Source organism: Pseudomonas sp. SR18, assembly GCF_023701505.1.
In the GTDB taxonomy this organism is placed as follows: Bacteria; Pseudomonadota; Gammaproteobacteria; order Pseudomonadales; family Pseudomonadaceae; genus Aquipseudomonas; species Aquipseudomonas cyclaminis.
Map to the genome: position 1 here is coordinate 219,824 of NZ_JAMQAU010000005.1, position 22,533 is coordinate 242,356.

Annotated in this window: 24 protein-coding genes and 1 pseudogene; 12 read left to right on the forward strand and 13 right to left on the reverse strand. The window is 58.4% G+C overall.

The window, feature by feature from the left end; translation table 11 throughout:
* Window positions 1-28 precede the first annotated feature (28 nt).
* The 5 genes and pseudogenes from NDJ82_RS10405 to NDJ82_RS10425 all read right to left on the reverse strand — a co-directional run bounded on the left by NDJ82_RS10405 (window position 29) and on the right by NDJ82_RS10425 (window position 3,990).
* On the reverse strand, window positions 29-445 hold the full coding sequence (locus tag NDJ82_RS10405) for an Imm50 family immunity protein (protein WP_250925412.1): 417 nt from the start codon (window positions 443-445) through the stop codon (window positions 29-31).
* Window positions 442-633: an HNH/endonuclease VII fold putative polymorphic toxin gene (locus NDJ82_RS10410; RefSeq protein WP_250925445.1), complete on the reverse strand. Its 192-nt coding sequence runs from the start codon at window positions 631-633 to the stop codon at window positions 442-444. The genes NDJ82_RS10405 and NDJ82_RS10410 overlap by 4 nt, the downstream gene beginning before the upstream one ends.
* Window positions 622-1,407: pseudogene (locus NDJ82_RS10415) on the reverse strand (type IV secretion protein Rhs); the annotation flags it as partial. The gene NDJ82_RS10410 and the pseudogene NDJ82_RS10415, both read right to left, overlap by 12 nt.
* A gap of 198 nt (window positions 1,408-1,605) precedes the next feature.
* Entirely contained in the window at window positions 1,606-3,087 is a 1,482-nt protein-coding gene (locus NDJ82_RS10420; protein WP_158878828.1) for a methyl-accepting chemotaxis protein, read from the reverse strand.
* Between the two features lie 96 nt (window positions 3,088-3,183).
* The gene (locus NDJ82_RS10425; RefSeq protein WP_250925413.1) at window positions 3,184-3,990 is read right to left on the reverse strand and encodes a TatD family hydrolase; all 807 of its coding nucleotides are present in this window, start codon (window positions 3,988-3,990) and stop codon (window positions 3,184-3,186) included.
* Window positions 3,991-4,226: 236 nt separating this feature from the next.
* Here NDJ82_RS10425 and NDJ82_RS10430 point away from each other — a divergent pair, with 236 nt between their 5' ends.
* The 3 genes from NDJ82_RS10430 (at window position 4,227) to NDJ82_RS10440 (ending at window position 6,753) form a co-directional block, all read left to right on the forward strand.
* Complete coding sequence (locus tag NDJ82_RS10430) at window positions 4,227-5,648, forward strand: MltF family protein (protein ID WP_250925414.1); 1,422 nt, start codon at window positions 4,227-4,229, stop codon at window positions 5,646-5,648.
* Between the two features lie 101 nt (window positions 5,649-5,749).
* Entirely contained in the window at window positions 5,750-6,184 is a 435-nt protein-coding gene (locus NDJ82_RS10435) for a DoxX family protein (protein WP_099586828.1), read from the forward strand.
* Window positions 6,185-6,444: 260 nt separating this feature from the next.
* Window positions 6,445-6,753, forward strand: coding sequence for a hypothetical protein (locus tag NDJ82_RS10440; RefSeq protein ID WP_099586827.1), 309 nt, complete (start codon window positions 6,445-6,447; stop codon window positions 6,751-6,753).
* 4 nt (window positions 6,754-6,757) lie between these two features.
* On the opposite strand, the gene NDJ82_RS10445 is transcribed toward NDJ82_RS10440, so the two are convergent.
* Genes NDJ82_RS10445 through NDJ82_RS10455 form a run of 3 tightly spaced genes read right to left on the reverse strand, consistent with a single transcriptional unit; the run spans window position 6,758 to window position 10,167 of the window.
* Window positions 6,758-8,503, reverse strand: a complete 1,746-nt coding sequence (locus NDJ82_RS10445) for a GldG family protein (RefSeq protein ID WP_250925415.1) — start codon at window positions 8,501-8,503, stop codon at window positions 6,758-6,760.
* A 15-nt stretch (window positions 8,504-8,518) separates the two neighbouring features.
* A complete protein-coding gene (locus NDJ82_RS10450) occupies window positions 8,519-9,244 on the reverse strand; it encodes a heme exporter protein CcmB (protein WP_112194227.1) in 726 nt (241 codons plus the stop codon).
* Window positions 9,241-10,167: an ATP-binding cassette domain-containing protein gene (locus NDJ82_RS10455; protein WP_250925416.1), complete on the reverse strand. Its 927-nt coding sequence runs from the start codon at window positions 10,165-10,167 to the stop codon at window positions 9,241-9,243. Before NDJ82_RS10455 ends, NDJ82_RS10450 begins: the two co-directional genes overlap by 4 nt.
* 211 nt (window positions 10,168-10,378) lie before the next feature.
* On the opposite strand from NDJ82_RS10455, the gene NDJ82_RS10460 reads away from it, so the two are divergent.
* Both NDJ82_RS10460 and greB read left to right on the forward strand, forming a co-directional pair.
* On the forward strand, window positions 10,379-11,365 hold the full coding sequence (locus NDJ82_RS10460; protein WP_250925417.1) for a hypothetical protein: 987 nt from the start codon (window positions 10,379-10,381) through the stop codon (window positions 11,363-11,365).
* A gap of 112 nt (window positions 11,366-11,477) precedes the next feature.
* Window positions 11,478-11,951, forward strand: coding sequence for a transcription elongation factor GreB (gene greB / locus NDJ82_RS10465; protein ID WP_053130756.1), 474 nt, complete (start codon window positions 11,478-11,480; stop codon window positions 11,949-11,951).
* Window positions 11,952-11,996: 45 nt separating this feature from the next.
* Here greB and NDJ82_RS10470 read toward each other — a convergent pair whose 3' ends face one another.
* The gene (locus NDJ82_RS10470) at window positions 11,997-14,507 is read right to left on the reverse strand and encodes an ABC transporter permease (RefSeq protein WP_191947433.1); all 2,511 of its coding nucleotides are present in this window, start codon (window positions 14,505-14,507) and stop codon (window positions 11,997-11,999) included.
* Window positions 14,507-15,190 (reverse strand): ABC transporter ATP-binding protein, encoded by a 684-nt coding sequence (locus NDJ82_RS10475; protein WP_005786391.1) that lies wholly within the window; start codon window positions 15,188-15,190, stop codon window positions 14,507-14,509. The genes NDJ82_RS10470 and NDJ82_RS10475 overlap by 1 nt, the downstream gene beginning before the upstream one ends.
* Before the next feature lie 10 nt (window positions 15,191-15,200).
* On the opposite strand from NDJ82_RS10475, the gene NDJ82_RS10480 reads away from it, so the two are divergent.
* The 3 genes from NDJ82_RS10480 to NDJ82_RS10490 all read left to right on the forward strand — a co-directional run bounded on the left by NDJ82_RS10480 (window position 15,201) and on the right by NDJ82_RS10490 (window position 17,213).
* Window positions 15,201-15,806 (forward strand): arylesterase, encoded by a 606-nt coding sequence (locus tag NDJ82_RS10480; protein ID WP_160385058.1) that lies wholly within the window; start codon window positions 15,201-15,203, stop codon window positions 15,804-15,806.
* Window positions 15,807-15,864: 58 nt separating this feature from the next.
* Entirely contained in the window at window positions 15,865-16,158 is a 294-nt protein-coding gene (locus tag NDJ82_RS10485) for a hypothetical protein (RefSeq protein WP_003172705.1), read from the forward strand.
* An 86-nt stretch (window positions 16,159-16,244) separates the two neighbouring features.
* The gene (locus NDJ82_RS10490) at window positions 16,245-17,213 is read left to right on the forward strand and encodes a L,D-transpeptidase family protein (protein WP_191947432.1); all 969 of its coding nucleotides are present in this window, start codon (window positions 16,245-16,247) and stop codon (window positions 17,211-17,213) included.
* A 152-nt stretch (window positions 17,214-17,365) separates the two neighbouring features.
* Here NDJ82_RS10490 and oprI read toward each other — a convergent pair whose 3' ends face one another.
* Window positions 17,366-17,617 (reverse strand): outer membrane lipoprotei OprI, encoded by a 252-nt coding sequence (gene oprI / locus NDJ82_RS10495; protein WP_003172710.1) that lies wholly within the window; start codon window positions 17,615-17,617, stop codon window positions 17,366-17,368.
* Between the two features lie 612 nt (window positions 17,618-18,229).
* On the opposite strand from oprI, the gene NDJ82_RS10500 reads away from it, so the two are divergent.
* On the forward strand, window positions 18,230-18,511 hold the full coding sequence (locus tag NDJ82_RS10500; RefSeq protein WP_064451529.1) for a GNAT family N-acetyltransferase: 282 nt from the start codon (window positions 18,230-18,232) through the stop codon (window positions 18,509-18,511).
* Window positions 18,512-18,574: 63 nt separating this feature from the next.
* Here NDJ82_RS10500 and NDJ82_RS10505 read toward each other — a convergent pair whose 3' ends face one another.
* Together NDJ82_RS10505 and NDJ82_RS10510 are read right to left on the reverse strand one after the other, a co-directional pair.
* Window positions 18,575-19,651, reverse strand: coding sequence for a 3-deoxy-7-phosphoheptulonate synthase (locus NDJ82_RS10505; RefSeq protein ID WP_032888996.1), 1,077 nt, complete (start codon window positions 19,649-19,651; stop codon window positions 18,575-18,577).
* A 131-nt stretch (window positions 19,652-19,782) separates the two neighbouring features.
* A complete protein-coding gene (locus tag NDJ82_RS10510) occupies window positions 19,783-20,217 on the reverse strand; it encodes a pilus assembly protein PilZ (RefSeq protein WP_099586819.1) in 435 nt (144 codons plus the stop codon).
* Here NDJ82_RS10510 and NDJ82_RS10515 point away from each other — a divergent pair.
* Genes NDJ82_RS10515 through NDJ82_RS10525 form a run of 3 tightly spaced genes read left to right on the forward strand, consistent with a single transcriptional unit; the run spans window position 20,216 to window position 22,485 of the window.
* Window positions 20,216-20,602: a YbbN family protein gene (locus tag NDJ82_RS10515; protein ID WP_250925418.1), complete on the forward strand. Its 387-nt coding sequence runs from the start codon at window positions 20,216-20,218 to the stop codon at window positions 20,600-20,602. The two genes, NDJ82_RS10510 and NDJ82_RS10515, sit on opposite strands and share 2 nt — an antisense overlap.
* The gene (locus NDJ82_RS10520) at window positions 20,599-21,552 is read left to right on the forward strand and encodes a putative 2-dehydropantoate 2-reductase (protein WP_250925419.1); all 954 of its coding nucleotides are present in this window, start codon (window positions 20,599-20,601) and stop codon (window positions 21,550-21,552) included. The genes NDJ82_RS10515 and NDJ82_RS10520 overlap by 4 nt, the downstream gene beginning before the upstream one ends.
* A 15-nt stretch (window positions 21,553-21,567) precedes the next feature.
* Window positions 21,568-22,485, forward strand: a complete 918-nt coding sequence (locus NDJ82_RS10525; RefSeq protein WP_099586816.1) for a 5'-nucleotidase — start codon at window positions 21,568-21,570, stop codon at window positions 22,483-22,485.
* The last annotated feature ends 48 nt before the right edge of the window (window positions 22,486-22,533 follow it).

Below are 22,533 nucleotides of genomic sequence, written 5' to 3' on the forward strand. Positions count from 1 at the left end.
CCCCAAAAAAAAATCCATTCTAGATAACTTAAGGTGACCAGCTATGATCTCCTGGTTCGGGACAATTTATATAAACTGACGGCCCATCCATAGACAACCATTTTGCTTTGAATTCAATAGAGGCATTTTCTGATTTTGCGTTGAAAAGATAGTGCTCATTTTCTCGCGTAATTTTTGCAATGAAAATTTCTCGGCGAGGAAGATTGATTATCTGCAGGTTACTTATTCCGTGACAGGTCAGTCCAATTCTGCATGTGTTGTATCCTTTGTCCTGCAATTTTGGAGGTAAGGAATCTGGAAAGTCTGGTATGTCAAAGCCAATGCAGAGAGAGGGTTGGTCGTTTTCTATCGTCAGCGAGTGTATATAAATTTCGCGAATTTCAATTGGTTGACTGAACAATTTATTAAAAAATATGGTTCCTTCAAGATCATTCCAATGTTTCATTTTTTACCCTTAAATGTGTAGTGGTCTTTTGTTCCCGGGACTTTGCCGGTCCGCGGTGTATCAAATGGGCGTAGGTTGAAATGAGAGCCTTGATCGCCTGCTCCGTCTTGCGCGCCGAAATTATGCCCCGCTGAATGGTCTTGTATTAATACTTTGGAGCCATCGGCTCTCGTATAATCGCTAAGCACCAACAAACCCTTGGCAATCGCGTCGCTGCCCAGCTTCAGCAGTTCATCAAGCTCAGCCTGAGAGAGGTACGCCAACAACTTCTGGCTGTTGGCCTTGATATCCGCCAACAGGTCGTACAGCTGGGAAATGTTGTCCCACAGGTTGTAGAGCGCCTTGGCCATCCCGCTGGAAAACGCCACGCCCTGCATCGCGCTGCGTTGCAAAGAGCTGGCGCTGGCAAAGTCCTTCCATTGGGGTTGGAAAGTCGCCGTCCACTCTTCCCGCAGCCGACCCTCTAGCCCCGCAATCACCGACTGATAAGACGCATACAGCGCCTTGACGTGATCCTCGGAAACAGTGGGGTAGAAGGTGATTTGGTACGGCTGATTGCGATCACACTCGGTGATTTCGAGGATGCCGCTGAGGCCGATGACTCGATGCAGCGGCGCGCCCATCGGGCTGCCATCCGCCGCAATGGCTTGGAGCATCACTGGCGTATTGCCGATAGGTACAAAGCGGGTGCTTTCGAACATATGCACCAGGGTCAGCGAGCCCTGGGCACTGCACATGGCGACCGTTTTACTGGGTGCCTTGGACGAAACCGGCGCGACCAGCTCTACCTCGTCGCCCACCTTGAAGACCTGCTCGACCTCCAGCGCCGAACCGCTCCAGAAGCTTTCGGCCCAGGCATCAAAGGTGTTCAGGCAATTACGGAAGTCTCCGAAGACGCGCTCACTATCTGGCGCCTTGGGATCCATGGGGGCCAGGACGAAGCTGGCGATGACGGGAATCAAGAGGCAGCCCTATGTGGCAGGGCGGTCATTGAGAAGTACATCGGCGGTCCCTCGCACTGAATCATCAGGCGAGAGACTTTGGAGAGGTTCGTCAGATAAAGAAGTCGGCGTTATTCGCCAGCATGGCTAGGAGGTTTCGCCAAAATTTCGGGTAAATGGTGGGGCTAGCGTAGGAGTCGGATTACAGGTAGGGAAGTCCTACAGCTTCAGTTGCCCAATCGCTTTGCTCAACTCCCCGGCCAGCGTCGCCAGCTCATTGCTGGTCGTGGCCGAATCCACGGTCTGCTGCACGGTGTTTTCGGTCACATCGCGAATGCTCACCACTGCGCGGTTCATCTCTTCGGCCACATGGCTTTGTTGCTCGGCGGCGACGGCAATCTGGGTGTTGCTCTCGCGCATTTGCGCCACGGCACCAGTGATTTCGGCGAGTGCCGCGCCGGCCTCCTGGGCTTGTTGCACGCAGTCGTCTGCCTTGAACGAGCTTTCCTGCATAAAGTCCACCGCGTCGCGGGTGCCCGCTTGTAGCGCTGAGACCATGCGGGTGATTTCGTCGGTGGAGCTTTGCACGCGTTTGGCCAGGTTGCGCACTTCGTCGGCGACCACGGCAAAGCCGCGGCCCATTTCTCCGGCCCGGGCGGCTTCGATGGCGGCGTTGAGGGCGAGCAGGTTGGTCTGTTCGGCGATGCTGTGGATCACGCTGACCACGCCGTTGATTTTCTGGCTGTCTTCGGCGAGCTTCTGGATCATTTCGGCGGTTTGTTGCACACCGCTGGACAGCCCGGCAATCGAGTGTCTTACCCGCGTCACGACTGCCTGGCCGCTGCCGGCGAGGGTGTCGGCGGTCTGGGACAAGTCCCGGGTGGCGCCGGCATGTTGGGCGATGTGATAGACGGTGGCGGTCATTTCGTTGATGGCGGTGGCGGCCTGGTCGGTCTCGCTTTGCTGGCCGAGCATGCCGTGTTGCACCTCGTTCATGCTGCTGGCCAGGCGCGCGGCGCCTTCGTCGAGTTGCCGGGCAGTGCGCGCCACGGTGCTGACCACGCGTTGGTAGCCAGCCTGCATGGCATTGAACGCGCTGGCCATCTGGCCGACTTCATCTTTGCAGGCCAGGGGGACGCGGGCCGATAGATCGCCGGTTTTTTCCACGTGCAGCATGACGTCCTTGAGCGTGTTGAGCTGACTGAGCAGGAAGCGGATCAGCAACTGCGAAGCGCCCAGCATCGCGAGCATCAAGATTGCCACCGCCACGGCGTAATTGACGAAGCGTTCGCCGAACACCTGGCTCAAGCTTGGTGCATAGGCAAGCACGCCAATATATTGCCCGTCCGGGCGGGCGATGACTTCGGCGCCCATCAATGGATTCTCGCCAAACAGCGGCATGTGATTGAGTTCGACCCAACCGGTGGTGGTGCTCAGGGCTGACAGATCCAGATCGCCGAGCTGTGGGACTTGGCCTCGCGCAAACGTCAGCCAGTGCGCGTCCTTCGGCAGTGGCTGATCGGTTGGCCAGGCACCCAGCAATCGCCCCTGGGCCTGCGCCGACGCTTGGGACGCGGTGATGCGCGCCTGTTGTTCGAGCTGCACGGCGTACAGCACCAGCAGGAGGGTGGTGATGAAGGCAACCGCGTTGACGGCCCAGAATTTGTACTTCAGCGAGATATTGCTAAGCCAGGCACCCATGGAAGGTTTTCTCTGATAGCGGAAACAGCATTGGCAAGGTGCCATTATTGTGCCGCTATTCAGAAAGCCGGTTTTGACATGGGTCAATGCGCCGCATCAATCCACGGTCGGCAACCCAAAAAAAGCGCGGGAACAGGCAGTGCTGTGTTCGGCCAGGTCTTGCGCGCTTTCATTGCGGTGCAGGGCAACTTCGCGCAGGACTTCTGTCAGGTAGGCCGGCTCGTTACGACCATTTTTCGGTTTGGGGCGTAGGGTGCGGGGCAGCAGGTAAGGCGCATCGCTTTCCAGCATCAGACGGCCTCGGGGAATTTCCCTGACGAGCGGGTGCAGGTGTGTCCCACGGCGTTCGTCGCAGATCCAGCCGGTGATGCCAATGTGCAAATCGAGGTCGAGGTAGCTGAACAGCGCCGCCTGTTCGCCGGTAAAACAATGCACCACGGCGGCGGTCAGGTGGTCGCGGTAGTCCTTGAGAATCTCCAGCAGGCGTTGGTTGGCGTCACGCTCATGGAGAAACACCGGAAGCTTTAGTTCGACGGCGAGGGCCAAGTGTTCTTCCAGGACTTTTTCCTGTTGTGGGCGCGGTGAGAAATCCCGATTGAAATCCAGGCCGCATTCGCCCACCGCACGTACCCGGGACTCACCGAGCAAACCGCGCAAACGCTGGGCGCTATCGCCGTTCCAGTCGCTGGCGGAGTGTGGGTGGATACCTGCGGTACTGAACAGGCGTTGGCCGCTTTCGTCGAGGTTGACGCACAGCTCCAGGGCCTGTGCGCTACCGTCGACGCTGGTGCCGGTGAGTACCAGTTGTTGCACGCCGGCGGCGTAGGCGCGGTCGAGAACGGCCTGGTGCTTGTCGTCGAAACTGGAGTTGGTCAGGTTGACGCCGATATCAATGAGTTGCATGGTGCTATCTCCGCCTGCGGCCGGAAAGCATATCAGAGCTGTAGATTTATAAGAAAAACGAAGAACTACAACGAGTTATAGCTGTCTTTGAACGTCGCAAGTGACATGGTGGTTGGCTGAACGCCTTGCACTGTGCCACCGTTGCGCGCAAAGCCTGCGCATAAAGCGCTCTGTTTCTGACCCCCACCGCGTCGTTTTTCGCGAGCGCGTTGGCCAGTATTCTTTCCGGAGAGCGGATGATCCGACCCTCGGCGTTGCTTATATTGTGCCTGACGTTATTGCTGCCCATGGCAGCGGTTGCGCGTCTGGACGGGCCGCTGGAAGTGACCAAGCCCGGCAAGGTTCGTGACCTGGCGCAAATTCGTTCCAGCCGCACCCTGCGGGTATTGGTCAACCAGAGCCGCAACAGCTCAGGCGAAGTGCAGGGCCAGGCGATCGGTGTCGAATACCACCGCCTGCGCGCCTTTGAGCAATACCTCAATGGTCACGCCCGGGATGGCCAGGAAATCAACCTCAAGATTATCCCCAAGGCCAAGGACCAGTTGCTCGGCGCGCTGGCCCGTGGCGAAGGCGATCTGGTGGCGCCTGGCGAATTACTGGATGTGAAGGCGGCTCATAAAGTCAGCACCAGTGACCCGATTGCCAGCGATGTTCCGTTGTGGCTGGTGGGTGTTAAGGGTGAGCGGCGGTTTACCAAGTTGGAGCAATTGTCTGGGCGAACCCTGGCGCTGACCACCGGCAGTGCGGCGGCGGACGCCATCAGCCAGGTCAATCAGAAGCTGGCCCTGCACAAGCAGCCACCGGTCAAGGTGGAATGGGTGGACCCGACCCTGGCGGTGGAAGACGTACTGGAAATGGTCCAAGCGGGGATTTTTCATCTCACTATCGTCGAGAAACCGATTGCCGAACGCTGGTCGAAGATCCTGCCCAAGTTGCGCTTCGACAAACAAGTCGTCATCAGCGAGCCCGGCGATGAATACTGGTTTGTGCGCCAGGATGCTTCGATGCTGCGGGCCAGTGTTGATCGATTTCTCAAGACCTATCGCACGCCATCAGATCAGGACGTGGCATTCCAGCGTATCTATAGACGCCTCTACCAAGTGCGTAATCCGCTGGCCCGCGCAGACCGTCAGCGCCTGGAAAAACTACGCCCTGTGCTGCAAAAACACGCCCGTGAACAGGGCATGGACTGGCTGAACCTGGCCGCACTGGCCTTCAAGGAATCTGCCCTCGACCCTGGGGCGCGCAACAGCGGCGGCCCTACCGGGCTGATGCAGATCACACCCTCCGCGGCGCAACGGGTGGGCGTCAGCAACATCGAAAATCTCGACAGTAATGTACAGGCAGGCGCGCGTTACCTGGCGTTGATCCGTCGCAAGTTCTTTTCCAGCCCCAAGCTCAACGAGCGCGAACGCATGGCCTTTGTACTGGCGGCCTACAACATGGGGCCGGAGCGGGTGCAAGGGATGCGCACCGAGGCCAAGCGCCGGGGACTGAATCCCAACCAATGGTTCTTCCAGGTGGAGCGCATTGCCATGGAGCAGGTAGGGATGGGCGGCGTCAGCTATGTTAATAGCGTGAACAAGTACTACTTGGCGTTTGATCGGGAGCGGGAGTCCCTGGAGCCGCCAGCGGCGAAGATTGTCTCACGCAAATAATCTATTTTATCGATATTAATTAGGCATTTTTTCGGCTTTTATCATTGCTTAAACTGATTAATATAGCGGCCAACCAACCTACTTCGAAAAGGATTTACCCCATGAGCCCAATGATTAAAAGCCTGCTGTCCACCCGTGCCGGCTACGGTCTGACCGTCCTGCGCATTGTCGTCGGCATCATCTTTGCCGCCCACGGTTCGCAAAAACTCTTCGGTTGGTTTGGCGGCTATGGCTTGGCGGGCACTGCGCAATGGATGGAAAGCATCGGCCTGGCACCGGGTACCCTGATGGCGCTGCTGTCGGGCGGAACCGAGTTCTTCGCCGGCCTGGCGCTGATCATCGGTTTGCTGGTGCGCCCGGCGGCATTGGGCCTGACCATTCTGTCGCTGGTGGCGATCTTCTCGGTACACATCCACAACGGCCTGTTCATGGCCAACAACGGTTATGAGTTCGCACTGGCCTTGTTGGGCGGTTCCCTGGCGGTGCTGCTGGAAGGTGCGGGCAAACTGTCTGCCGACCGCGCCATCGCTAACTGACCGCTCTGCAGCACCCCGAAGAGGCCCGCCATGTGCGGGCCTTTTCATTGCTCTGGATTCTTGACATCGGCCCTTCGGCTTCTCTAGGATGCTGTCCATGCGCCGATTTAAACAGCTAATTGCGGGGCGCCACTGGGACTCAATGCAGCCCGACAGAAGCGTGTTTTCCCCTGAGGAGACAGCTTCGAAATACCGCTAAAGCGCTGGTTCGGTGTTGCCTCTCACCTGCCCGCAGACTTTTGAGGCAGAGACACGACACGATGAATGCACTACGCCCCCTGATACGCCTGGCTCCGATCACTGCGGACCTCACTCAACGCAATCCAAAAATCCTCTTGGGCGGCAAGCACCAGCCGACGTTGCTACGTTATCTGGACGGCTGGCCACGTCGCACCGGTCGGCCTTCGGCGTTCCTGATCCAGTTTGTCGAAGACGGCGATTCCCTGGCCCGCTTTGCAAATAACAGCTTCGACCTGGCGGTTATTCAGGCGCCCAGCGCCAGCAACGCGCAGGAGGTCATCCGAGAGTTGACCCGCATTGCCCGTCAGGGGCTGATTGCCAGGCGTTAGAGCCTCAGTGACGTACGGCGTCCGCTCGCAAGCGACGTCGTCGGTTACCTAGAAACACCACCCAGGCAATCAGACACAGCGTCAGCGGGATCGCCAACGCCACCACCAGTTTCATAGCGAACTCCAGGAAGTGCACACGTGCGTATGCCTCGGCCTTCAAGGCATGCAATTCCATGGGTAAGCGCAGGCGCTCTTTGTTGAGTGCAAGCAGTTGGGCGGTGCTGTCTACTGCCTGGGAACTGAGGTTGGTGGGCTCTGGGCTCAGCCTTTTCCATTCCTGCTCAGTACGTAGCAGGCGCCGCTCCAACTCACTCGCCTTCTCACTGTATGTGTGTGCAGCGTCGTCACGCATTCGTTCGAGCATGTTCGGTGACCTGTTCGCCACCGCGCGTGGGCGGATATTGAGCAGCGCATCGCTTGCGGACAAGTTATCCAGTGTATTCAACACAAACAGGGTGTTGCCGTGGGGTGCCGTGCTGTTGACTTGATCTGTCAGCAAGTCAGTGTCGGCAACCACCACCACATGGATGAGCGCCGCTTTTTGCACACCTGCTGGCTGCCCTTCAAGGCTGTCTGGGAATACAGAATAAGCCGGACCCTCTATGCGAGCGGCAATCACATGGCGTTGCGCTTGAGTGGACGCCTCATCGGCCATTGAGTCGAACTCGTTTGGAGAGGCAAATCGGTTGGTTTCCACCAACACAGATTGGCCAGAGCTTTCCAAGAGAGGGGTGAAGGTGGTGCGCGCTTTTTGGCGACGCGTGAGGGCGCCGCTACTCGATACCGCTACGTTGTTCACTTTGCGGCTGCTGATGTCGTGTGCATTCATTGCCTGGGGAGGCAGATCCAAACCGCCTGGGTGCGGCGTTGCTGGCTGACCGGGTGCTGATGTCATTGACGCGGCATAGCGGTTGTCGACTAGAAACTTGTCCTCCTGCATCTGTATACCCCAAGCCGCAAGCAACTCAGTCAGCCGGTTATGGGGCGCACGCGTGTTCGAGTGTTGCTCGCTGAGGGGATCGATAAACATCATTAATCTACCGCCCTTCAATACAAATTGTTCAATCTCATACAGTGACCGCTCAGGCAGTGCCCGTGGATGCACGACCATGAGCGTTTTGACCTGCTCCGGTATGCGCTCGGCGTTTGCGCCCAGATTGACCAGGTTGAAGTGTCGCTGCAGTTCCTTCAGCAAGCGGCCAGCTGACGCCCCTATCTCCAACCCTGGCACCAGCCCTATGACGGCTCGCTCTGGGTGTTGCAGTTTATGGATCAGATGGCTGATTTCGTATTCGAGCAATGGCTCCCGGTCAAGGCTGAACGATTCGATGCGTTGCGCTCCGTGCCCGGCGCGGGTGCCGATCAGCCCCAGGAAGCCCGCAGTGTCGTCGAGACCGAACAGCTTGGCTTTGTAGGCATCTTCTGAAAAAGGTTTGGGATCAATAAGGTGTAGGTTGATCATGCCCTTCGCTGCTTTTTCGTACTCCAGCAATACGTCCTCGATGCGCTTGCCATAGCGTTTCAAGGCGTAGCTTCGTTTCGGGTCGTTGTGGGCATTGAAGTAATACACGTCCAGGGGATTTTCCAATGACGCGAGTAATTGTTGGGCTTGAGGAGACAGGGTGTGGGTTTTCTCTCGTGATAAATCCCAGCGGATATCAGGAAGCTTTGCGACCCACACTAAGTTGAACGCCAAAAATAATAACAAAATGACGATAAGAGTCATGCCGGTGCGCAGAGTAGGTCGCATGGAGGGCTTTCCTTCTCAGCTGTGCTTGTAGTTGAGGGTTACTGTCGTCGCTGCTAGAAAGGTCAGGATTGTGCTGATGAAGTAAAGCGTGTCGCGAAGCGCGAGTTTTCCATTGTCGATCGCGCTGTACCTTGAAAAAGGGTTGAGCGAGACCAGGCTGTCTACCGCCCAGATCGGAGCCTGATGCTCAAGTGCATCGAGTAAATAAGAAAGGCCGCTGACGACGAGCAGCAAGGCCACTGTCAGTATGAACAGGGCGGTGCGCTGACGTACTAGTGTGAACATGAAACAACCGACCGATAAATAACTCCCTGCCAACAGCCAGCTCGACACAAATTGTGAGGCAATAACGCTGTTGTCTGCCTTGCCCAAGTAGTTGGCAATGATGACGAGGGGGAATGTCAACATCAGGGCTATGCCTACCACGACCCAGGCGGCCAGGAACTTTCCGACGACCCATTCAAATGGTGTGATCGGCAATGTTTTCATCAGGTCGAGAAATCCTGAGTTGGACTCGTCCGACCAGAGTTGCGCCGCCAGTAGGGGGATCAATAACAAATAGAGCCAGGGGTGTAACTGGAAGAAAATCTGCAAGTGGCTGTTGTCTTGTGCCGGCCACGGGCTCATGTGCAACCCCAATGTCACGGACGTTACTGAAAAGATGGCGACACTCACGTAGGTGCCGGGTGTGCTGGCGTAGTGAGCGAACTGACGCTTGAAAATGGCGGACAGCAGTTTCAAAGAGAGGCCTCTCGGCTCAGATGGTGAACCACATCGCTTATGCGACCAGGCTCTAGATTCAGTGAGTTGATTTTCCAGCGGCGATTGGCAATGAGCGTGTTGATGTGCGGGTAGATGGTATGTCCTGGCATGGCCAGGACGGTCACCGTGCCAGGGGCATGCCGATGCTCCTCGATGCCCGCGACCCCAGGCAGCACAGCGAGGGCGAGCAAGTCCAAGGGCATGTCTGAAGCCAGGGTCACGGCTTGGAAATGGCGGGAGTCGCTTTGTAAATCCGGCATGGGGGTATCGGTTACCAAGCGATCGCCTGCGATAACCAGCGCGCGCGTACAGAACTCGGACAATTCATCGCAATGGCGGGACGCAACGATCACCGTCATGTCTTGCGTCAATGACTGTATGAGCACCCTGAATTTTTGTTTCTGGTCAGGCGTTAATCCCTCGGTAGGTTCATCCAGCAATAGCAAAGCCGGTGCATGCAGGATGGCCTGGGCAATCGCGACTTTGCGCTTTAAACCGGTAGAAAGAACATCAAGGGAGGCGTTGAGTACTGGCAATAATTCCAGTTGTGTAGCGACTTGTTCTACCCGTGCGCGTTTTTCATTGCCACGGAGTCCGCGAAGGGTGGCCATGTAGTCGAGGAACTCTTTAATCGACATCGTAGGATGACTGAGGCACCTCTGACGTTGGTAACCAATGATTTTTTTTGTTTTAAGTGGATGGGCTTTAGTGTTGAGGTTTTGAATAAGTATATGTCCGCTGGACGGTGCGCTCGAACCCGAAATCAAATCGAGTAGTGCGGTTTTAACTGTAGGATCTTTCCCGAACAGTCCCAGGCATTCCTGTTTGTTTGCGCTAAATGAGAAATCGCTGATTATTTTTTTCTTGTTTGAATGTTTTGTCAGGTTGATTATTTCTATCATTTATTTTAATGCGACTTATAAGTGGGGTTGAAAAAGGGTACGAGTAATAGCTGTTTTTGGGAACGTCGATCAGCCTTAATAAGGAAAGTCCTACGTGCGTGCCGAGTAAATCGCTGGAACAATTGTTTTGTGCTTTTTGAGCCTTTGATTGTCGAGGGTTTATCTGAAGGTTATAGAGACTTTCCGAATTTTGTAATGAGGCCTGATTACCATGATGCTTCTACGTACCCTTGTTCTTGAACGCGACGGTCAGGATGCTCCGGTCAACGGTGCATTGCTCTGTGGGTTTGCTGTAGGTCAGATTGCCTCCAACTTCCTTGTTTATAGCCTGGATGAAGAGGTGGAACCGGCGAGTTCCAGGGTGTATATCGCGGCCTTGCGCAAAAAACTTGATCGGTATTTTTTGGGTGGTGTTGAATCCAAGGAAGACCTGCAAGTGGCAATGCATGTGTTCAAGCAGATTCTCATATCAGCGGCATCGGGGGCCAAGGCGGGTGCTGTTACCGAAACCCAGGTGCCTTACCATTTTGTCGATTTGAAAGGCTGCAAGCTGCCACCCGCCAGGCCCGAGGAACATCACTCGGTGATCATCAAGAAGGCGTTGGTGATGAAAGTCATTACTCTGGGTATGTCTACTCCGGTGATGCCGGCAATCGAAAGCGCTTCATTAATCGTGCCCTCCATCCGCTTCTCATCGAAAATGAGCGCGCCTACCAGGGATGTAAATCCGGTTGAGCCCTCCCGGCTGCCGATTCATGAGCCTACGGTAGAGGAGCCGCGACAGGCCCCCGTCGAGATGCCCATGACCATGGTGCCGGCAGAGCCTGTTGTCCCGAATGTGCCAGACGTCCCGGAGCAGCCGAAGCATCTGGCTCCACTGTCCCAGAGTACCTTGTTCGAAGTGGACAGTACGCTGACCAACCTTGCTCGCGTCGCTCAGGAACTGACCCAACAAAAACTTGCTGCCATTGAACGGGAAACGGCGCTTGATCAATGGCAGGCCCGATTGCAGCAAGAGCAACGTCAACTGGATGAAAGGGGCCGGGAATTGGAACAGCGCATCACACAACTGCATGACCAGTCGTTGGCTGTCAGCCAGCGGACCGAAGCCCTGAAGGCGATGACCTCGCAAGTGTCAGGCTTGCGCCAGAGTTTGCGCGGTATGCTGCTTGAACTGGATCAGGCCATGGATGGTTAGACTGGCCTGGCTACTTTCCCGGGTTCATTTATTATCAGTGCCAGCCAACCGAAGCCGGGTGTGATTGCCTGGTCTATCGGCACCTGTGGACATTGCCTGGGGATGCAAGCGTTTGAGTACCAAGCTGATTACCAAAGAAGGTCATGAAGCGCTGAAGAAAGAGCTGGATTATCTATGGCGCGAGAAGCGCCCGGATACCACGCGCAAGGTGACGTGGGCCGCCTCTCTGGGGGATCGCAGCGAGAATGCCGACTACCAGTACAACAAGAAGCTGCTGCGCGAAATCGACCGACGTGTGCGCTACTTGCGCAAGCGCCTGGAAGACATGCGCGTGGTGGAGTACATGCCCGAGCAGGAAGGGAAGGTCTTTTTTGGCGCGTGGGTGGATATTGAAAACGAGCAGGGCGAGACCAAGCGTTTTCGCATCGTTGGCTATGACGAGATTTACGATCGGATGGATTACATATCCATTGACTCACCGATGGCTCGTGCCTTGTTGCGCAAGGAAGTCGACGATGAGGCCATCGTGCAGACGCCAGGTGGTGAAGTGTGTTGGTGGATCACTGCAATTGAATATGTGAAGTAGGCAATGATGGCCCGGATTCGTTAAAGAGTGCGGGCCATCGGCGTTTCAGCCTTCGCGCAATACCGTCAGCGGGCTGGCATTCAACGCGCGGCGTGTGCCGAATACACCGGCGGCACCGATCAGTACGGCGCCGATTACCGGGAGTAGCAACAGCCACGGGTGCGGGTGCCAAGCCAGGTCGAAGGCATAACGGTACAGCACCCACGTCACCAGTTCGGTGCCCAGTGCTGCCAGCAAGCCACTGACGGCGCCTAGTAAGCCAAACTCGATACGCCGCGCCTTGACCAGCAACTTGCGCTCAGCGCCCAACGCCCGCAGCAGTGCGCCTTGGCGGATGCGCTCGTCCAAAGTGGCCTGTAGGCCCGAGAACAACACGGCCATTCCCGCAGCCAGCACAAACAACAGCACGTATTCCACCGCGAGGGTCACTTGGGCGAGGATGCTGCGCAACTGCTCCAGCAGAGCCTCGACCTGCAGGATCGTCACCGCCGGAAAGGCTCGCGACAGATCGACGATCTGTTGGTCATGCCCTGGCGCGAGGTAGAAGCTGGTCAGGTAGGTGGCAGGCAGGTCCTTCAAGGTCCCCGGCTGGAAAATCATGAAGAAGTTCGGCTGGAAGTTATCCCAGTTGATGGTTCGCAGGCTGGTGACCCGCGCTTCACGATTTTCACCGGCGATGGTGAACACCAGGTGATCGTCCAGCTTGAGCTTGAGGCTTTCTGCGACCTTGGCCTCTACCGACACACCCGGTATCTCATCAGTCGGTTGTTGTGACCACCACGAACCTGAGGTCAGGGCATTGCCAGGCGGCAGGTCCGCGGCCCAGGTCAGGCTCAGGTCGCGTTGTACTGCGCGGTCGCCGCTGGAGTCCTTGCTGACAATGTCCTGCACCGGCTCGCCGTTGATACTGATCAGCCGCCCCGGCACCACAGGGTAAAGTGGCGCGGATTGGGCCTGCACTTCCAGCAGGCGGGCGCCAAAGGCGTCCTTGTCGGCCGGCAGGATGTTCAGCGCGAAATAGTTGGGCGCATCCTTGGGCAACTGGTTTTGCCAGGTATCGAGCAATTCGCCACGCAGCAAGGCGATCAAGCCCATGGACAATAGTATCAAGCCAAACGCCAGTGACTGGCCGGCAGCTGCCAATGGGTGGCGCAGCAGTTGGCCCAGGCCCAATCTCCAGGGCAGGGAGGCACGAGCCAGAAGACGCCGCAGGCTTTGCAACAGCAGCAGAAGCAAGCCGCCAAGCACCAGCGCCGCCACCACGCCGCCGCCCAGCAGGGCGAAGGTCAGCACCAGGTCAAGGCTCAGGCGCCACATGATCAGGCCGAGGGCAAACAGCGCAGCGCCATAGACCATCCAGGTGCTGGACGGGATGGGCAGCAGGTCGCGCCGCAATACGCGCAGCGGCGGTACGCGCCCGAGTGCGGCCAGCGGTGGTAGGGCAAAACCCGCGAGCGCGACCAGCCCGGTGCCGATCCCGGCAACGGCCGGCAGCAGTCCGCCGGGGGGCACATCTGCCGGCAGCAAGTCGTGCAGGAAATAGAACAGGCCAAACTGCGCCAGCCAGCCAAGCAGGGCGCCGGCCAGGCTCGCCAGCAAACCCAGCACCGTCAGTTGCAGGCTGAACAGCAACATGGCTTCGCGTCGTGACAATCCCAGGCAGCGCAGCAGTGCACTGGCGTCGAAGCGTCGGGTGGCAAAGCGGTTGGCCGACAAGGCGACGGCCACGCCAGCCAGCAGCACGGCGACCAGGCTGGCCATGTTCAGATAGCGCTCGGCCTTGCCCAGGGCGCCGCCAATCTGCTGGTTCCCGTCCCGTGAGTCCTGCAGGCGCTGGTTGGCGGCCAGGCCCGGCTTGAGCAGGTCACGATAGGTTTGCAGCGCTGTGCTGCCCTGAGGCCCGCGCCACAGTTCACGGTAGCTGACGCGGCTGCCGGGCTGGACCACGCCGGTGGCATCCAGGTCCGCCAGGTTGATCATCACCCTCGGCGTGAGGCTGTAGAAGTTGCCGGCGCGATCCGGTTCGTAGGTGAGCACGCGGGCCAGGCGCAGGGTTTTCATGCCGACATCGACGCTGTCGCCGACCTTGAGATCCAATGCCGTCAGCAGTCGCGCCTCGACCCAGGCTTCACCGGGTTTGGGGCCGCCGCCTGGGGTTTCATCGCCAAAGGGCGCGGCCGCGCTCTTCAGTTCGCCTCGCAACGGGTATTGCTCGTTGACCGCCTTAATGCTGGAGAGCTGGATACCGTTATCGGTGGCGATAACACTGGAGAACTCCACGACGCGAGCGTGATCCAGGCCCAGCTCGGTCCCGGAGCGGATTTGCTCGGTGCGGGCAGGTGAGCTTCCTTCCAGCACCAGGTCGGCGCCAAGGAACTCGGTGGCACGCAGCATCATGGCGCCGTTGAGGCGGGCGCCGAAATAACCGATAGCGGTACTGGCGGCCACAGCCACCAGCAGGGCGAAGAACAACACGCGCAATTCGCCGGCGCGGGCATCGCGCAGTAATTGGCGCATGGCCAGGCTGAACAGGCGCAACAGCGGCAAACGTGCCATCAAGGCTCCAGTGGCGCGACCATCAGGCCGGCTTCAAGGCGGATCAGGCGTCGGCAACGGTGGGCCAGGCGCTCGTCGTGAGTGACCAGCACCAGGGTCGTGCCGCTCTCTTTATTGAGTTCGAACAGCAGGTCGCTGATGCGCTCGCCGGTGTGGCTGTCGAGGTTGCCGGTGGGTTCGTCGGCAAACAGCACGTCCGGTTCGGCGGCAAAGGCACGGGCAATGGCTACCCGTTGCTGCTCACCACCGGAGAGTTGTCGCGGCGAGTGGGTCAGGCGTTGGCCGAGGCCCACGCGCTCCAGCAGGTGTCTGGCGCGCTCGCGGGCATCTTTGCGGCCATCCAGCTCCAACGGCAGCATGACGTTCTCCAGCGCATTGAGGCTGTCGAGCAGTTGGAAAGACTGGAATACAAAGCCCACATGTTCGGCGCGGATACGCGCACGCTGGTCTTCGTCGAGGGTGCTGAGGGCTTGCCCGGCGAGGGTAACTTCGCCGCTGCTGGGCAGGTCGAGGCCGGCCAGCAGGCCAAGGAGGGTGGATTTGCCGGAGCCGGAACTGCCGACGATAGCGAGGCTATCGCCCTTGTTCAGTTCCAGGCTCAGTTCGTGCAGGATAGTCAGTTCACCTTCCGCGCTGGGAACCACTTTGCTAAGGTTCCGCGCGGTGAGAATGCTTGCGCCCATGGAGAATCCGATGCGAATGTGGTTTTTGAGTGCTGGCCTGGCCTTGATGTGCATGGCCCAGAACGCAGCGGCGGGTACAGTCCTGATCGTTGGCGATAGTATCAGTGCCGGTTTCGGCCTGGATACACGCAAAGGGTGGGTTGCCTTGCTGGAGCAACGGCTCAAGAAGGAAGGTTTCGACGATAAAGTGGTCAACGCGTCCATCAGTGGCGATACCAGTGCTGGAGGCCTCGCGCGGCTGCCGGCGGCGCTTGCAGAGCATAAGCCTGACGTAGTGGTTATCGAATTGGGTGGCAATGACGGCCTTCGTGGCCAGCCCCCTGCGCAATTGCAACAAAATCTTGCTTCGATGATCCAGAAGTCCCAGGACAGCGGCGCCAAGGTGCTGTTGCTGGGCATGCAGATTCCGCCCAACTACGGGAAGCGTTATGTCGATGCCTTCGCGAAGGTATTCGGCGATGTCGCCGAGCAAAAAAAGGTGCCTTTGGTGCCGTTTTTCCTTGAAGGCGTCGGCGGCCATCCGGAGTTGATGCAGGCGGACGGGCTGCACCCGGCGGTCGCTGCCCAGGGCAAGTTGCTGGAAAATGTCTGGCCGACGCTAAAACCGCTGCTATGACGCTTTTCTACCGGCAGGCTTTCGGCTAAGGTGGCGCCCCCCCGATCTGGAGCCCCCGATGTCGCGTCCTGCCTGGTCCCTGTTTAACTACCAACTGATCGAGCCGGACGAGCAGCTGGATCTGTTCGCCTGCCAGGAAGTGCGGGTGCATCTGGTGACGCGTCAGCTGGAACTGGGCGGCTCCATCGATCGCACGCTGTGCGGTACCTTGCTGCCAGCGCAACCTCGCTGGTCGCTGGTCGATCGCTCGATTTTCCAGGATCAGCGCCTGTGCCCCTTGTGCCGGGCCATTCTTGAGTCTCAGAAGCGCGGCACGCCGCCGATCTGGCCGGAGCTGCGTTTCGAGCTCTAGGAGCCGCTACACGCTTGCAGCTAGAAGCTCACATCACGTATACAATCGATTTTTACCTACCCGTCGTTCTGCGAAGGATTTTCCGGATGTTGTCGCGCCTCTCCGTCGTCACCTGCTGCCTGTCTCTCGCTGCGCTCTGTGCAGCGGGCTCTGCATCCGCTTTGCAGCTGCCCTTGCCACCACCGGGTGAAGATATCGTCGGTCAGGTCCAGGTAATCAAGGCCAAGTACGAAGACACCTTCGCCGACCTGGGCACCACGTACGACCTGGGCTATTCGGAAATGGTCGCGGCCAACCCGGGTATCGATGCCTGGTTGCCGGGGGCGGGCACCGAGATCGTGCTGCCGACACGGTTTATCCTGCCGCCGGGGCCTCGCGAGGGCATCGTTATCAACCTGGCGGAATACCGGCTCTACTATTTCCCCAAGGGCCAAAACGTGGTCTACACCTTCCCGTTAGGGATTGGCCGTGAAGGCTGGGGCTCGCCGATTGCCCATACCAGCATCATCGCCAAGACGCCTAACCCGACCTGGACGCCGCCGGCCTCGATCAAGGCCGAACACGCTGCCAACGGTGATCCATTGCCGAACGTGGTGCCTGCCGGCCCGGATAACCCGTTGGGCCCGTTCAAGTTCACCCTGGGCACACCGGGTTACCTGATCCACGGTTCAAACATGAAGTTCGGCATCGGCACACGTACCAGTCACGGTTGCTTCCGCATGTTCAACAATAATGTGCTGGAGATGGCTGGCATGGTGCCGGTGGGCACTTCGGTGCGCATCATCAACGATGCCTACAAGTTCGGCAGCAGCGGCGGCAAGGTTTATCTGGAAGCGCATACGCCGTTGAACGATGACGGAACGCCATCGGTGGTCGACAAGCACACGGCGGTGATCAACGCCTTGCTCAAGCGTGAAGACCTGGCCAACCAGTTGCGGGTGAACTGGGATCAGGTACGCGACGTGGTCGCGGCGGAAGATGGCCTGCCGACCGAGATCGGTGTGCCGGGTGGCGCACCGGTGGCCTCCAGCGCGCCAATCGATCTTCAGCAGTAAAACGTGTGGGAGGGGGCTTGCTCCCGATGTGGTGGTTCAGTAACGGATATGTTTACTGAGACACCGCCATCGGCAGCAAGCCCCTCCCACATTCAGGCAATAAAAAAGCCGACCCATAAATGGATCGGCTTGATAACAACCCCGAGGGATTATTACTTGCGGCTAGCTTTTTCAAGCATGCGCAGAGCGCGCTCGTTAGCTTCGTCAGCAGTCTGTTGTGCTTTTTGAGCAGCAGCCAGAGCTTCATCAGCTTTACGGTAGGCTTCGTCTGCACGGGCCTGGGAGCGAGCTGCTGCGTCTTCAGTTGCAGTCAGACGAGCTTCGGTTTCTTTGGAGACGCTGCTGCAACCGGTAGCCAGAACTGCGGCCAGAGCCAGAGCAGAGAATTTCAGAACGTTGTTCATCGTGTTCCCCTTCAAGGACTTTCTATTAAATGGCTACTTTCTCAGAGTGAGCAAATAGCCGGCGTACATACTACCCATTACTTGTAGTAAGTAAACTGACGTAGCGCAAGAAGCAAAAAAAATTCTCGCGCCGAATCTATTTTGGCTAATCTTTTGGAGGTTTGTATAAAAACCGTCCAGATTTTTTCATTTGGGTGAAGATTGGATCCAGGCTGAAAGGGCCGGCCTGCATGCGTTAAGCTTTGCAAACAGGTGGGGATTTATATATCCGCGCCGACACTTACGTTGCGTTTGGCGTTGCTTGGCCGGGTATCTTTTACGCATGTAGAGGTGACTTTAAGAGCGCCTGTTCGTCTCAAGGTTCAACTGCCGGCAATGTTCAGGCTTTCGACCAGTGTTTGGTCGAGGCCCTTTCTATATCCACCAGCGGCAGGGAATGACGAGTGCGCCTTGAGCAATTGCAGGATTGGTGCCTACTATTCCCTACGTGCTGGTTGTGAGCGCTCAAGGTTTTCTCGTTGTCGAAACCGGCACGGGGTGGCGTAGATGTTCCTTCGCCGGAAAAACATCGGTAAGGTAGGGGTCAGAATTCAAGACCCGCGAGGAGTAGTGATGAGCGAGGCGTTGTCCATCCACCATGACCAGGCTGGTCATCAGTTCGAGACCAATGTGGACGGTCATCGTGCCTATCTGACCTATATGGACCTCGGTAAGCAGACCCTGGATATCTATCGGACCTTCGTGCCCAACGCACTGCGGGGCCGTGGCATTGCGGCGGCGCTGACCGAAGAGGCCCTGAAGTTCGCCGAAGACGCTGGCTACACGGTGATCCCGTCCTGCTCCTATGTGGAACGCTACATGGAGCGCCACCAGCGCCATGCCGCGAAGCTCTGAGCGATCAGCAGACAATAAAAAACGCCGGGTTTAGCCCGGCGTTTTTGTGTGCGCAATTGAGGTTCAGGTGCGTTTGCGTGTTGGCAATACGTCCTTGAGCTTGGCGTGCATGCTGCGCAGGGTGTTTTCGGTGGCGGCCCAGTCGATGCAGGCATCGGTGATCGACACGCCGTACTGCAAGTCGGCCAGGTCTTTTGGAATGGCCTGGCAACCCCAGTTCAAATGGCTCTCGACCATCAGGCCGATGATCGACTGGTTGCCTTCGAGGATCTGGTTGGCAACGTTTTCCATCACCAACGGCTGCAGGGCCGGATCCTTGTTGGAGTTGGCGTGGCTGCAATCGACCATGATGTTCGGCTTGATCTTGGCCTTGTTCAGCGCTTGCTCGCACAACGCAACGCTGACCGAATCATAGTTGGGCTTGCCGTTGCCGCCGCGCAGCACCACGTGACCATAGGCATTGCCCTTGGTGGTCACGATGGAAACGCCGCCTTCCTGGTTGATGCCCAGGAACCGGTGAGGGCTGGAGACCGATTGCAGCGCGTTGATCGCCACGGTCAGGCCGCCGTCGGTGCCGTTCTTGAAGCCCACGGCCGAGGACAGGCCGGACGCCATTTCGCGGTGGGTCTGGGACTCGGTGGTACGCGCGCCGATGGCCGACCAACTGATCAGGTCCTGCAGGTACTGCGGGGAGATCGGGTCCAGTGCTTCGGTAGCGGTGGGCAGGCCCATTTCAGCCAGGTCCAGCAGCAACTGGCGACCGATGTGCAAGCCATCCTGGATCTTGAACGAGTCGTCCAGGTACGGGTCGTTGATCAAGCCTTTCCAGCCGACGGTGGTACGCGGCTTCTCGAAATAGACGCGCATGACCAGGTACAAGGTGTCGGACACTTCTGCCGCCAGCACTTTGAGGCGCTCAGCGTATTCGTGGGCGGCCTTGAGGTCGTGGATCGAGCATGGGCCAATCACCACAAAGAGGCGGTGGTCGGTGCCGTCGAGAATCTCACGGATGACTTCGCGGCCCTTGGTGACGGTCTGCAGGGCAGCGTCGCTCAGGGGGATTTCGCGCTTGAGCTGATCGGGCGTGATCAGCGTCTCGTTGGATTCGACGTTTAGGTCATTGATCGGTAAATCAGCCATCGTGTTACTCGTCAGGGTCACGGGTGCCGGCCGCCAGCCATCCCCGTGCGGCGGAGCACAGCATGATTTGGATGCAGGGGGGAGGAACCTTAGCGCGTAACACGGGCCCGCGACAATGGGCAAAGCCCGCTTTAATCCAGTGCTGGCTGCACAAACGCCTCATGGGAGAACTCGCCTGCATGGCGCGACACCCACTCCCGGGCCAGGGCTTCGATCTGCTCGGGCGTCGGTTCGGCATCTTCGTGCTGGCGGCAGTAGCGCTCTATCCGGCATGCTTGCTCGCCCATGCGTGCGCCAAACAATGCATGTTCATCGGTAAATGAGATACCCACGCGGTAGCCGTTTTCCACTTTGCGACACCATGCTATGTAGCCTGGGTATCGGGCGGTGGCGCCCAGGGAAGGGATGCGCAAGTCAACCGCCGTGCCCTGGCGCCAGGCGCGCGGCCAGTTGCAGGCAATGCCGCCAAGGCCGTGAGTGAGCAGGCGTTGGCGCGGTATGGCGGGAGAGGGGCGTTGGATTAACTCGACAGCGACATCATCAGGGTGAGGTAAAAAACGACCCATGTACACGGACTCCGAGCACCATCCTGTAGACAGCGGTGGCAGCAGTATAGTGAAGGAACTGGAATTGACCGACCTGGATATTGACCAGCAATTGCTGGGATTGCCAGGAGTTTCGCTCGTGGTGTTCACCAGCGTAGGATGCTCCAGTTGCCGTTGGGCGCGCCAGCAGTTGCCCGGTTGGCAGTTGCCGGTGGACCGCGTGTGCTGGGTAGATGCCGGGCACAACGGTGGTGCGGTCGAACGCTACCAGATCTTTCATTTGCCCGCGTTGTTCGTGGTGTGCGAGGGTCAGTTCCTCGGGCAATTACAGACACGTCTTACACGTTCTGACCTTGCCAGCGCTGTAAAACAAGCGCTTACCCGTATTCCTGAGGACTTGCCATGACAGCTCAATCGCCACGCATCGGTATTATCGGCACCGGCGCCATTGGTGGTTTCTACGGTGTGATGCTGGCGCGTGCCGGATTCGATGTGCACTTCCTGTTGCGCAGCGAGTACGCGGCGGTCAGCCAGCATGGCCTACGTGTCAACAGCCACGTGCATGGCCAACTGCACTTGCAGCCGGTGCAGGCGTATGCAAGCGCTGCCGATATGCCGCCCTGCGACTGGCTGCTGGTGGGCACCAAGTCCACGGGTAACGTGGAGCTTGCGCCGACGCTCGCCCAGGTCGCCGCGCCGGATGCCAAGGTGGTGTTGCTGCAGAACGGCCTGGACGTCGAGGACAGCCTGCGCGAACACCTGCCGCCGTCACTGCATTTGCTGGGTGGGCTGTGCTACATCGGTGTGCACCGCTCGGGCCCCGGTATTGTCGAGCATCAGGCGCTGGGGCGCGTCAACCTGGGCTATCACAGCGGTTCGGCGGCCAACGACGAACCCCTTCAAAAGACCATCGTCGAGGCCGGTGCCGCCTTGTTTCACCAGGCCGGCATCGAATCCCAGGCCATGGCCAATGTGCATCAGGCGCGCTGGCACAAGCTGGTGTGGAACGTGCCCTTCAACGGCCTCTCTGTCTTGCTGGGCAGCGGCACCACAGCGTTGATGGCGGACGAATCCAGCCGCGAACTGATCCAGGCGCTGATGGCCGAAGTGGTGCAGGGCGCGCACGCCTGCGGCCATGAGATTCCCGCCAGTTACGCGGGGCAGATGTTCACCATGACTGAGTCCATGGACGACTACCTGCCGAGCATGTATCACGACCACGTGCACAAACGTCCGCTGGAACTGGCAGCGATCTACGCGCGCCCGCTGGCCGCGGCCAAGGCCGCCGGTTGCGAGTTGCCGCGAATGCAGGCGCTGTACCAGGCCTTGAGCTTTATTGATCGGCATAACCGCTGAGTCGGGGGTAAACGCATGGCGAAGGGATTGGGCGACAAACTGGTGTTGGCGATTTCGTCACGGGCCTTGTTCGACCTGGGCGACAGCCACAAGGTCTATCTGGCCCAAGGGGTTGAGGCTTACCGCAAATACCAGATCGAACACGAGGAAGAAATCCTCGAACCCGGCGACGCCTTCCCACTCGTCAAGAAGCTGCTGAGCCTCAATGCCAGCCTAGGGCGCGCTCGGGTCGAAGTGGTGCTGGTATCGCGCAACAGTGCTGACACAGGCCTGCGTGTATTCAACTCGATTCAGCACTACGGCCTGGATATTTCCCGCGCTGCTTTCGTAGGAGGGCGTAGTCCTTATCCTTATTTGGCTGCATTTGGTTGCCATCTGTTTCTTTCGACCCATGCTGAAGATGTGCGCAGTGCCCTTGATGCGGGCTTTGCAGCAGCGACGATTCTGTCGGGCGGGCCGCGTCGTGCCTCCAGCGAGGAACTGCACATCGCCTTTGATGGTGACGCGGTGTTGTTTTCCGATGTGTCGGAGCGCGTGTACCAGGCCGACGGGTTGGCGGCGTTCCAGGCCAGTGAGCGCGAATCCGCACGCCAGCCGTTGCCTGGCGGTCCGTTCAAGGGGTTCCTGGCGGCGCTGAACTTATTGCAGCGAGAGTTCCCTGACGAGGCCTGCCCGATCCGCACCGCATTGGTCACCGCCCGTTCGGCGCCGTCTCACGAGCGGGTGATTCGCACGTTGCGTGAGTGGGATATTCGCCTGGACGAGTCGTTGTTCCTTGGCGGCCTGGAGAAGTCCGCGTTTCTGGAGGCGTTTGCCGCTGATGTGTTTTTCGATGACCAGGCCGGTCATTGCGAGAAAGCCAGGGAAGTGGTGGCCACTGGGCACGTGCCCCATGGCATCAGTAATGAATTGAGGATTCAGGCCGAGAGTTAGGCGCGCTGCTAAGCTCATTCAATCTCCTCCAGCCTGGCAGTCCAGGAG